We start from the raw sequence: 12,010 nt of genomic DNA, 5'->3' as shown, positions 1-12,010 counted from the left end.
CGCGGCCGCCGTCGCCGCCGTCAGCGACGCCACCACCAGCAAGACCGCGGAGCCGTAAGCGGTAAATCTCTTAGATAGTGGAGTCATCTGACTGGCCTCTCATTGTTGGTAGTTGTTGCTATACGGCTGATACAGGTTCCGGCTCGCGGGGCTGACGGTCATGACGTGCCGGCCCCTTCTTGGCGAACCGCAGGTAGAGCGATGGAACGATGAACAGGTTGACCAGTGTCGATGTCACCAGTCCACCCAGGATCACCACGGCCATGGGGTGCTCGATCTCATGGCCGGGGCGGTTGCCCATCACCACCAGCGGGACCAGGGCGAGAGCGGTGGCGAGCGTGGTCATCAGGATTGGTGACAGGCGTTCGGCTGCGCCCCGCAGGACCAGGTCCCGGCCGAACGGCACGCCTTCGAACTGCTCCAGGTGCTGGCAGTGGTTGATGAGCAGGATGCCGTTGCGGGCGGCGATGCCCATCACTGTCAGGAACCCGACCAGCGACCCGAGGGACAGGATTCCGCCGCTCATGTGCGCGGCGATCACCCCGCCCACCAGTGCCACCGGCAGCGTCAGGATGCCCAGAACGGCAAGCCGCCAGCTCCGGAATGCCGCCTGGAGCAGGAGGAACACCACAACCAGGGCGCCCATCGCGAAGAGGAGAAGCCGCTGCGAGGCGGCCTGCCGCTCCGCGTATTCGCCCAGAATCTCGGCGCTGTATCCGGTGGGGAACTCCACGGACTTGAGATCGGATTCGAGCTTTTCGACGACTTTGGCCAGATCGCCTTCCTTGACGTTGGCGCTGACATCGAGGCGGCGGGACCCTTCCGAACGCTCAATGACGTTGGGAGTGGGCTTTACCGTGATCTTGGCGACATCGGCCACCCGGATCTTCTGTCCGCTGGGAGTGTCCAGCGGGAGGTTCTCGATGCTTGTGACGCTGGTCCGGATCGCCGGAGGACTCCAGACCTGGACGTCATAGGCCTTGCCGTCCCGGTAGACGTCGCCGACCTCTTCGCCGGATACCAGGGTGGCTGCGGCACGGCGGACGTCACCGGGCTTCAGGCCGTAGCGGTTGGCGGCGTCCAGGTTCACCTCGACGTCCACCTGCGGAACGTTGACCTGGAGTGCGACTTTGGCTCCGATGGCCCCCTCGATGCCGGCCAGGGCAGTCTTGACCTTGTCCGCCTGCTTCTTCAGCGTGTCCAGGTCATCGCCGTACACGCGGACCACGATCGAGTAGCCCGTACCGGTGAGCACCTCGCGGACACGTTCCTTGAGGTAGGTCTGGACGTCCCGGTGGATGCCGGGATACCCGTCCACGACCTGCTGGATGGAGGCCAGGGTCTTGTCGTAGTCGACCGAGGGGTCAACGCTGATCCAGTTCTCGCCAAAGTTGACTCCCACCACCTCATCGGCGGCGAAGGCCTGACCGATGTGGGACCCACAGTTATTGACGCCTGGAATGGTCATCAGCTCCTGGCAGGCCAGTTGGCTGACGCGCACTTCTTCGGCGTTGGAGGTGCCGGGTTGCGTGACCCAGTGCATGAGGAAGTCACGTTCCTTGAACGAGGGCAACAGCGACTGGCCCAGGAGCGGGGCCGCTATGATTCCGACGACGCCGAGTGCCGCCACCGCGAGGTAGCCCGGGAGCGGGCGTTTCACAATGGGACGCAGGGCGGCGCCGTACCAGCGCTTGAGGACCCGGACCACGGGCGGATCGCGGTCTTCGAGTTTGGCATTGCGCAGGAAGATGTACGCCATGGCCGGCGTGACAGTGAGGGCCACCAGCATGGACGCCATCACCGCCAGGGTGTAGGCGGTCGCCAGGGGCCGGAAGAAGGCGCCCGTCAGGCCGTCCAGGAAGAAGATCGGCACCGTGGCGGCAACGATAATCAGGGTGGCGTATACGATGGGGCCGCGGACTTCCAGGGAGGCGTTGACGACCACGCGGGCGGTGCTTTCGGTCCCGCCGCTGGCGCGGTGGTGCCGGAGCCGCCTGACGATGTTCTCGACGTCGATGATGGCATCGTCCACCACGACCCCGACGGCAATCACCAGCCCCGCAAGCACCATCGTATTAATCGTGCCTCCGGTCCAATACAGCACCAGGGCCGCTGCCATCAGCGACAACGGGATCGCCGTCACGCTCACCAGGGCTGTCCGCCATTGGAACAGGAAGACGCTCAGCACCAGGACCACCAGGAAGCAGCCCAACAGCAGCGCGAGGCTCAGGTTGCCGAGCGACTCCTCGATGAACGAGGCGGGCCGGAACAGGGTGGTGTCGACTGCGATTCCGGTCAGGCCGGGCTGCAGTTCCTTGAGCGCTTCCTCGACCCCGCGGGTGACTTCGAGGGTGTTGCCCCACGGCAGCTTTTCGACGATCAGCATCAGTCCGGGGCCGCCATTGATGACCGCGTCACCGATCAGTTGCTGGTGGTCCTCCACGACGGTTGCCACGTCGGCGAGCTTCAGGGGTGGCAGTCCTTCGCGTTCCTCCAGTGGCACCTGGGCAAGGTCCGCCGGAGACGTGATGGGTTGTACGTGACTGATGGACATGCTCTGGCTGGGTGTTTCCAGCGCCCCTCCGGTGCCGATCAAGGCACCGGGGGAGTACTTGAGCAGGCCGGCGTCCAAGGCGTCGGACGTGGAGTTCATGACGTTTTCCAGGGTCACGTTGTTGGCTGCCAGTTTGGTCGGATCAACCTGGACCTGGAGCATCTGAAGGCGTTCGCCCCAGATCGCCACGTTCGCCACGCCCGGCACCCGCAGCAGGTGTGCCCGGATGTTCCAGTAGGAAACCATGGACATTTCGATCAGGGAGCGGGTCTCGGAGGAGAGTCCGATCTTCATGACACGGCTGGTGGAGGACAGCGGCTGGAGCATCACCGGCGGCGCGGCCCAGGTCGGCAGGGTCGGTATGACCGTTGCCATCCGCTCCGACACCAGCTGCCGGGCGGTGAGCAGATCGGTCCCGGGCTTGAACTCCATCACGATGGCGGACAGCTGCGACACAGACTTCGACCGCATCTGGTCCAGGCCGTCTATGCCGTTGAAGGCCTGCTCCATCGGAACCGTTACGAGTTCCTCGACTTCGGAGGCAGTGAGACCCAGACATGCCGTCTGGACCTCGACACGGGGCGGTGCAAACTCCGGGAAAACATCCACCGAAGCGCTGCTGAGTTGCGCGCCGCCCACGATCATGAGGGCGGCCGCCATCGCAATGATGATCGACCGGAACCTCAGGCTTGCAGCGACAATCCGGCGCATGTCAGTGCGCCGTATCGAATTCAGCGCCGAAGAGTTCAGCCGCGCCGACGGTCACGATTGCGGTGCCCACCGCGGGGCCGGCCGAGGCCGTGACCACTCCGTCCTCCACCTTGGCTACCGTGACCGGCTGCCGCTGGTACACCCGCGGGGCCGGGTTGGTGTACACCCAGGTTTTTCCGCTGGCGTCGTAGAGCAGGGCTGAGTAGGGCACGACGACGTCCTTACCCTTTCCGGCCTTGACGGTGTCGGTCTTCAGGTCGAGGCGTTCGATTCCCTTCTCCGTCAATGTCAGTTTCGCGATGCCTGTCGCGGCATTCTTCTCCACCTTGGCGGGTTCGTTGGCCGAAACGGCGGCGGGGGCCGCCGCCGTCGTCTGGGCACATGCGGGCAGCGCGAACAGAAGTGCTGCGCATACAGCGGCCGCCAGGGGCAGGCGCCGCGAGGGCTGTTGGCTGGTCATTTTGCTTCCACCTTTTCCTGCGTAACGGGCTGGACGGGAACTTCGGCCTCGTACACTTCGGCCCACTCTTCCGGGGCGGAACCGGGTCCGAACCAGAGTGCGAGCAGGGGGAGTACGAAGATCCCGATGAGAGTTGTCGTGATGAGTCCGCAGACGATGATCAGGGCCATCGGACCCAGGAAGGACCCGCCGACGGCGCCGCCGAAGAGTCCCGGCGGGATCAGGATCGCCACCGTGATCAGGGCTGCCTTCAGAATGGGCGAGACCCGGTCCCGGGCCGCCATCATGATGACCTTGTCAGGGGATTCGTGCGGGGCGGCCCGCCACAGTTCATCCGTCCGGGCGGAGAGCAGCGCCGCGTTGCGGCCGGCAACGGCCAGCACCGCGGCAAAGGCAGTGAGCGCCAGCACACTGATGGCGCCTCCCGCGATCCACGCTGCCACGGCGGCCCCGGCCAGCGCGGCCGGCAGGGACAGGAAGATGGCAAGCGCCAGCTTCCAGCTCCGCACCGCTGTCTGGAGAAGGAGCAGGATTCCCAGGAGGGCAGCCGCGCCGATCCACAGAACCATGGCGTCCCCGGCGAGCTGTTCACTGTACTTCGTGGGGATTTCGGCGTGGTATTCCAGCGGGAACTGGATCTGCTCGATCGCCGCGTTGATGTCGCGCTGGATATCCGCGAGCGGACGTCCGCTGACCTCGGCCACCACGTCGATCCGGCGTGAGGTGTCATCGTGCAGGATCACGACTTCATTGGGAACGAGCCGGATGTCGGCGATTTGGCCCAGCTGCACCTGGCCGCCGCTGGGCGTGTCCAGCAGGAGCTCACGGATGCTGGTCAGGTCATCCCTGACGTCCACCGCGCCGCGCACCACCACTTCGAAAACCTTCTGCTGTTCGAAAAGATTGCCGACGACGATGCCCTGCATCAGGGCGGCAGCGGCGCGCCGTGCGTCGCCGGGTTTGATGCCGACCTTCTGCGCCGCCTCGAGGTTGACCTCGACTTCGACGATGGGCGTCATGGCGCTGGCGTTGATCGTCGGGTTCTTCACGCCGTCGACCTTTTCGATGGCCTGGCGGACCTCTTCAGCCTTCTCGCGCAGGACGGGCAAGTCGGTTCCGTAGACGCGGACGGCGAATCCGGAATCCATGCTGCTGCGCTCCTGGCCGATCTGCTGCTGGGAGTAGTTCACCACGTTGTGGGCGATGCCGGGGTAGCCCTGGACGACGTCACGGACTGCCTGTTCCGTTTCGCTGAAGTCGGCGTCCGGGGTGATGGACACCCAGAGTTCCGCGGAGCTGTTCCCGACAACCTGGTCGGAAGAAATGGCGCGGCCGATATGTCCGCCAACTCCCGAAACGCCCGGCAGGGTCCGCAGTTCGTCGGACGCCTTGGACGCCACCCGACGCACCTCGTCGTTGGACGTGCCTGCCATCGAGTCCCACTGCACCAGGAGCGTCCGGTCCGGAATCGTCGGCACGACCGCCCGGTTCCCGACCAGCTGCGATGCCGCGGCGAGCCCCAGCAGTCCAACGACGGCGACAGCGACAATGCCGAGGGTGCGGCGGGAACGTGCCCCCTCGAGTGCCCTGTCGTAGGTGGACCAGGCTCGGACAACACCGGGCGAGTCCGCCCGCCGGGTTTTCTCACCGGGCAGCAGGAGGTACGCCAGGACCGGTGTCACTGACAAACCCACCAGCATTGACACGGCAAGCGCCAACGCCAGGGACCAGAAGAGGGGCTGGAAGAACGCACCGCCGACTCCCGTGACGAACAGCGTGGGTAGGAGCGCGAGGGCCATGATGAGGGACCCGTGGAACAGCGGTGTGCGGACGCTGCGGACAAGCTGGACCATGCGGAACCTGATGGTGGCATCTGTCTCGGTCTCGGTGGTCCGCAACGGCCGGCGCCGCTGCGCCTGCACATCCTCCACAATGTCTCCGACAATCACAGACACGCCCAGCAAGATGCCGGCGAGGATCGAGATGTTCAGTGTGGAGTCGAGCAAGTAGAGCACCACTCCCGCCGCCATGACGGTGGCGGTGATCGCCACGAGGGCGATCACGGCCACCCGCCAGGAACGGAACAGGGCCCAGAAGAGCAGGACGGCGATCAGGAGGCTCACGAGCAGCGCCAGGCCGAGTCCGTCCACGGCATCCTGCAGGAACGAGGCGGGCCGGAAGACGGATGTGTCCATCTGGATCCCGGAAAGCCCGGGCTGCATGTCGTTCAGCGCAGCCTCGAGGTCCTTGGTGACCTGCAGCGTGCTGGCTCCGGGGAACTTCTCCACGACCAGCAGGAGGCCCGCATCCTGGCCGACGACGGCATCGCCGATCAGCGGCTGGTGGTCCTCCTTCACCTGGGCAATGTCACCCAGGAGCATGGGAGATCCGGCGTCTTCGACACTGACTTTGGCCAGGTCCTCCGGCGTTCGGATGGGCAGCACGTGCTGGATGCCCAGGCGTTGGCTCGGCGACTCCACGAACCCGCCCGTGCCGGGGGTGGACGCCTCAAGGAAGCTCAGCGGCGACACCCAGACTGCGTTGCCGGTGGTCTTGATGACCTGTTCGAGCGTGATGCCCTTGTCACGCAGCTGCGTGGGGGTCACCTCTACCTGGAGCTGCTGCTCGCGCTGTCCCCAAATGGAAACGTTGGCGACCCCGGGAATGCCGATCAGCCGCGGCTTGATCTTCCACCGGGCCAGGACCGACATTTCGATCCCGGACAGCTCTTTGGAGCTCATCCGGACCATAAGGACGCGGCTGGTTGACGACAACGGCTGCATGATCAGCGGCGGCGCTGAGACGTTCGGCAGCGCGTGGGCCTGGGTCATGCGTTCGGCCACGAGCTGGCGCGCGCGCAGGAGGTCGGTGCCCGGCTCGAACACGAGCTCGATCGAGGACAGGCCGGGAACTGATTTGGACCGGATTTCATCGAGCCACGCCACCCCGTTAAGGAGGTCGGCTTCCATCGGAGCAGTGATGAGCTGTTCAACTTCGGCAGCTGAGAGGCCCAGGGCCTCGGTCTGGATCTCGACGTGGGCCGGGGCGAACTCGGGCATGCTGTCGATGGCGACGTGGGGGACGTTCACTACCCCGAAGGCAATGAGTCCGGCCGCCACAGCGAGAACCAGGATGCGGAACTGCATACTGAAACGGGTGATCCAGCCGAACATGGCTAGCCCCGTTCCAGGGAGCCAGCGTCGCGGGTGCGGCCGGCGGCGGATTTCGGCAAGTGTACGGAAGAATTGCGCAAGTGATACATGACAGGCTCCTCAACCCGAGACCATTTGCGAATCCCCCCAAGAGATCCCATTTCTTGCTGATCTTTATCGAATAGTGTTCCCATTTGAATCGTTTGGCAAGATCGAAATTTTAGGCCTGCTTCCCGGCTTTTCACGGGTTTCTCCCAGCTTGTAGGCTGACAATGCGCTCTCCAAACAAACTTCGTGGACGGGCCCGGACGCCCGCGGCGGGCCACCCGAGTATTCGCTGGTTTTCCACCTGCTTTTCGGCGCCGAGCTACCTGAATTTTCCTCGTGACTACTCGCCCGATGCGTCCAGCAATTGGCAGTAAGTGCCGCTATTCCATAGGTATGTCGTTTGTAACAATTGCGGACATAACAGCCCGCGCAGGGCGCCGGAGCGCGAGTCGACTGCGACTACCGGCCCGCAACCGGCCCGTCGGTTCAGCGCGAACCAGCCCGAGGGGCTAAAGTGGTCCTATGCGCGCCGTGCTCCTGCTTAGCTAGCCGCCCGGCATCCCGGCGAGACCTCGATTCCGAAGAGTCCCCGGATTGCCGAGCGGCGGCCCCTCCATGTCGAGGGGCTTTTGTGTGTCCGGGGTACATTCCGGTCCGCAACGCACGAGGTGACAGCAGGAGTACCACGTACGGACAGTATGGAGTCAGGGCCGGGCAGCCGGCGGTGACAGTGCAGACTTGATGGTGAACAGGCCTGGCGGCAGGCAGGCCTGAAGGTAGACAGGCCTGGGTAACAGGCCGCACAGAACAGAAGAGGCCAGCAGTGAGCGTTCAGCCGGAAACACAGACCGGATCGCCAGCAGCCGCGGCGGAGGGGCCTGAGGAAGGTACCTACAGCTTCGCGGCAATGGAAGCCAAGTGGCCGCAGGTCTGGGAAGACCTGAAGGTCTTCACGCCGCTCGACGACGGCTCAAAGGAACGCCGCTACGTGCTGGACATGTTCCCGTATCCGTCCGGTGACCTTCACATGGGCCATGCCGAGGCATTCGCGATGGGCGACGTTGTGGCGCGCTACCTGCGCCAGCAGGGCTACGACGTGCTGCACCCGATCGGCTGGGACTCCTTCGGCCTGCCCGCGGAAAACGCGGCGATCAAACGCAACGCGCACCCCAGTGAATGGACGTACGCCAACATCGACACCCAGGCGGCGTCGTTCAAGCGCTACGCAATCTCCGCGGACTGGTCCCGCCGGCTGCACACCTCGGACCCGGAGTACTACCGCTGGACCCAGTGGCTGTTCACGCGGTTCTACGAGCGTGGACTGGCCTACCGCAAGAATTCGCCGGTCAACTGGTGCCCCAAGGACCAGACCGTGCTGGCCAACGAACAGGTGGTCAACGGCGCCTGCGAGCGGTGCGGCACTCCCGTGACCAAGAAGTCCCTGAACCAGTGGTACTTCAAGATCACCGACTACGCCGACCGGCTGCTCGATGACATGGACGAACTGCGCGGGCACTGGCCCGAACGCGTCCTCGCGATGCAGAAAAACTGGATCGGCCGTTCCGAGGGCGCCCACGTCAACTTCGTGATCGAAGCCGACGGCGGCAAAGCCGCCAAGGACGTCACCGTCTTCACGACGCGCCCGGACACCCTCTACGGCGCCACGTTCTTCGTCGTCGCCGCCGACGCGCCGCTCGCCGTCGAACTCGTCACCGACGAGCACGCCGCCGCGCTGGACGCCTACCGGGAGCAGGTCAAGGCGCTCTCCGAAATCGAGCGCCAGTCCACCGAGCGCGAAAAGACCGGCGTCTTCACCGGGCGCTACGCGACCAACCCGCTCAACGGCGAAAAGCTGCCCGTCTGGGCCGCCGACTATGTCCTGGCCGACTATGGCACAGGCGCCATCATGGCCGTCCCGGCCCATGACCAGCGCGACCTCGACTTCGCCAAGACCTTTGACCTGCCCGTCCGGGCAGTCCTGGACACGGGCGAGGAAGACCCCGCTGCCACGGGCATCGCCACCACCGGCGAGGGGACCCTGATCAACTCCGGCGGCCTCGACGGGCTGCCGAAGGCCGAGGCCATCCCGGCGGCCATCGAAATCCTGCGCGAGTTGGGCACCGGCGAGAAGTTCGTGAACTTCCGGCTGCGTGACTGGCTGCTCAGCCGGCAGCGGTTCTGGGGCACACCGATCCCCATCATCCACTGCCCGGCCTGCGGGGAGGTCCCGGTTCCGGACGATCAGCTGCCCGTGACCCTGCCGGCGGACCTGCGCGGCGAGGACCTGTCCCCGAAGGGCACGTCACCGCTAGCCGCGGTCGAAAGCTGGGTCAATGTCGAGTGCCCCAACTGCCAGGGCCCGGCCAAGCGGGACACGGACACGATGGACACCTTCGTGGATTCCTCCTGGTACTTCCTGCGCTTCGTCTCTCCGCAGTACACCGGCGGTCCGTTCGATCCGGAGAAGATCAACGACTGGATGCCGGTCGGTCAGTACGTGGGCGGCGTGGAGCACGCCATCCTGCACCTGCTCTATGCGCGGTTCTTCACCAAGGTCATCCACGACCTCGGCATGATTGAGGCGGACGAGCCGTTCAGCGCACTGCTGAACCAGGGGCAGGTGCTCAACGGCGGCAAGGCCATGAGCAAGTCCCTGGGCAACGGCGTCGACCTCGGCGAGCAGTTGGACAAGTTCGGCGTGGACGCTGTCCGCCTGACCATGATCTTCGCCTCCCCGCCGGAGGACGACGTCGACTGGGCGGACGTATCGCCGTCGGGCTCAGCGAAGTTCCTGGCCCGGGCCTGGCGCCTCGGCCAGGACGTCACAAGCGCACCCGGCGTCGATGCCGCCACCGGTGACCGTGCGCTGCGCACCGTCACCCACCGTACGATCGCGGATGCGCAGGCCCTGTTGGACAACAACAAGTTCAACGTGGTTGTGGCGAAGCTGATGGAACTGGTCAACGCCACCCGCAAGACCATAGATGCGGCCAGCGGTGCCGGCGGTGCGGATCCAGCAGTCCGCGAGGCCGTGGAGGCCGTAGCCGTCATCCTGAGCCTGTTTGCGCCGTATACCGCCGAGGATCTGTGGAACGTCCTGGGGCACCCTGCATCGGTCGCCAACGCCGGCTGGCCCACGCACGACGACGCACTGCTCGTGGAGGACACGGTCACTGCCGTCGTCCAGGTGCAGGGCAAGGTGCGGGACCGGCTGGAAGTTTCCCCGGACATCTCCGAGGAGGACCTGCGCGAACTGGCGCTGGCATCGGAAAATGTCCAGCGCGCCCTCGACGGCCGTGGCCTTCGCACGGTGATCGTACGGGCGCCTAAACTGGTCAACATCGTCCCGGCCTAGCCGGACGTACCAGCCTGACACTGGCCGCCGGCTGATCCCGGCGGCCAGTGCAGACAACCGGTGCAGACAATGGGACGGGCACAAGTGCCCCCGCCGGAGAAGCAGGTCCACGCGTCCCCACAGCAGGAGGTCCTTCGTGCCACACCGCGAGCCGTCAGGCTGGCCATGGCTGTGCGAGCGGCTTGTTCGCCTGCGGCAGGGTTCCCGGGACAGCATCCCCGAAGCGGCTCCCGCCGCCGTCGTGCAGGTTGCGGTGGTCACGGACTCTGCCGCTGCGCTGCCCGCGGACTGGGTCCGGGCTTTCGCTGCTGACGGCCGGCTCACCGTGGTCCCGATGCCCGTGATGGTCGGCGCCGAAATCTACGGCGAGGGTGAGGACGACATTGCGGAGACCATCGCCGTGGCCCTGGCCAGCGGCAAACCCGTCAAGACCTCGCGTCCGTCACCGGGGCAGTTTGAACACGCCTACCGGGAGGCCAGCGAGCGTGGCTTCCAGTCCGTGGTCTCCATTCACATCTCCGCGGGGCTGTCCGGGACAGCCGACGCCGCGCGCCTGGCAGCCCAACGGGTCGGCATACCCGTAGAGGTCCTCGACTCCCGGACGGTCGGAATGGCCCAGGGGATGGGCGTGCAGGGCGCGGTGGTCGCGGCCGCCGACGGCAGGAGCGCGGCCGACGTCTTGGCCTTCGCGCAGGACCGGCTGGACCGCACCAAAGTGTACTTCTATGTCCCGACCCTGGAACAGTTGCGCCGGGGCGGCCGGATCGGGGCGGCGGCCTCGCTCTGGGGGACCATGTTCTCCATCAAACCCATCCTGGCGGTGGAAGACGGCCGGATCATCCCGCTGGAAAAAGTCCGGTCAGCGGCGAAGGCCATCGCACGCCTGGAAGAAATCGTGGCCGCGGACGCCTCCGGCCGCCCTGCCGGTCAGGCGCGGCTGGCTGTGCACCACTTTGGCAACCAGGCCGAGGCTGAGGACCTTTCCCGGCGCCTGGCCGTGGCATTGCCGGCATGTCCGCCGGCCCAGATCAGCGCTCTCCCGGCAGTCCTGGCGGCCCACGCCGGGCTCGGTGTGCTCGCCGTGATCGTGGGGGAGGGCAGCACACCCGCAGCAGCGAAACCCGATGCCTTCGCCGGGGACGTCGCCAGCCCGGACGGCGGGGAAACGCCCCCTGGCAGGGCCGCGGCCGAAGCGACGGAAGCCGGCGACTAGCGCGGCGCGTCCATCCCCTCGGACGCCGGGCTCTGGCCGTGAACGGGCGGCGGCGGTAAAGTCACCCCACCGAACCCAGCGAACCAGCAAATCCGGAGGCCGCCATGGCAATGCAGGTGCACCACGTAGTCCAGTTAGACCGCGACGTTGCCGAAGAGGTGACCAAGTGGCTGAAGTACCTCAAAGGCCAAGTGACCAGCGTTCAATTCCTCACCACCACGGTCCCGGATCCCAAGGCTGCGGATAAATGGCGCGTGCAGTACGAGGCATACATCACCTATCAGAAGTGAACCCCCGACTGTAGCTGCATTTCAGGGGGTAGGCACGGGCGTTGTCCGTCCGGGTGTGGGCGATGCTGTACGCGCGGGTGTGGCTGGTTCCGTTGACGGTGTCTCTGGCGTTGTCGCTGGCAAGGTGGTTGGTGGGGCGGTGGTTGGTGGGGCGGCCGGCTCGGACGTTGGCGGGGCGGGTGTTTCCGGGACCGTGGGTGGGGCGGCCGGCTCGGACGTTGGCGGGG

General features: G+C 65.8%; 7 protein-coding genes. 3 read left to right on the top strand and 4 right to left on the bottom strand.

All coding sequences use genetic code 11. The features are described from left to right. Positions 1–118: 118 nt before the first annotated feature. From Y706_RS0109740 to Y706_RS0109730, 3 genes are read right to left on the bottom strand one after another with little or no spacing between them, the layout of a single operon-like run. Positions 119–3,265 carry an efflux RND transporter permease subunit gene (locus Y706_RS0109740; RefSeq protein ID WP_028276450.1) on the bottom strand — a complete coding sequence of 1,049 codons (3,147 nt, stop codon included), beginning with the start codon at positions 3,263–3,265 and terminating at the stop codon, positions 119–121. 1 nt (position 3,266) lies between these two features. After that, complete coding sequence (locus Y706_RS0109735) at positions 3,267–3,725, bottom strand: hypothetical protein (protein ID WP_028276449.1); 459 nt, start codon at positions 3,723–3,725, stop codon at positions 3,267–3,269. Then, complete coding sequence (locus Y706_RS0109730) at positions 3,722–6,871, bottom strand: efflux RND transporter permease subunit (RefSeq protein WP_253906752.1); 3,150 nt, start codon at positions 6,869–6,871, stop codon at positions 3,722–3,724. Before Y706_RS0109730 ends, Y706_RS0109735 begins: the two co-directional genes overlap by 4 nt. 877 nt (positions 6,872–7,748) lie before the next feature. Between Y706_RS0109730 and leuS the strand changes: the two genes are divergently transcribed. The 3 genes from leuS to Y706_RS0109715 all read left to right on the top strand — a co-directional run bounded on the left by leuS (position 7,749) and on the right by Y706_RS0109715 (position 11,783). Beyond that, positions 7,749–10,280, top strand: coding sequence for a leucine--tRNA ligase (gene leuS, locus Y706_RS0109725; protein WP_028276447.1), 2,532 nt, complete (start codon positions 7,749–7,751; stop codon positions 10,278–10,280). Between the two features lie 136 nt (positions 10,281–10,416). After that, a complete protein-coding gene (locus Y706_RS0109720; RefSeq protein WP_028276446.1) occupies positions 10,417–11,493 on the top strand; it encodes a DegV family protein in 1,077 nt (358 codons plus the stop codon). Positions 11,494–11,597: 104 nt separating this feature from the next. Beyond that, positions 11,598–11,783: a hypothetical protein gene (locus tag Y706_RS0109715; RefSeq protein ID WP_028276445.1), complete on the top strand. Its 186-nt coding sequence runs from the start codon at positions 11,598–11,600 to the stop codon at positions 11,781–11,783. On the opposite strand, the gene Y706_RS29740 is transcribed toward Y706_RS0109715, so the two are convergent. Continuing rightward, positions 11,767–12,010 (bottom strand): hypothetical protein (locus Y706_RS29740; RefSeq protein ID WP_216699124.1); only part of this gene is annotated, 244 nt, incomplete at its 5' end. The genes Y706_RS0109715 and Y706_RS29740 overlap by 17 nt on opposite strands.

Origin of the sequence: Arthrobacter sp. I3, assembly GCF_000520575.1 — a bacterium.
GTDB lineage: Bacteria > Actinomycetota > Actinomycetes > Actinomycetales > Micrococcaceae > Arthrobacter > Arthrobacter humicola_A.
Note: the sequence above shows the minus strand (reverse complement) of the source record. Positions and strands in the feature narration are given on the sequence as shown.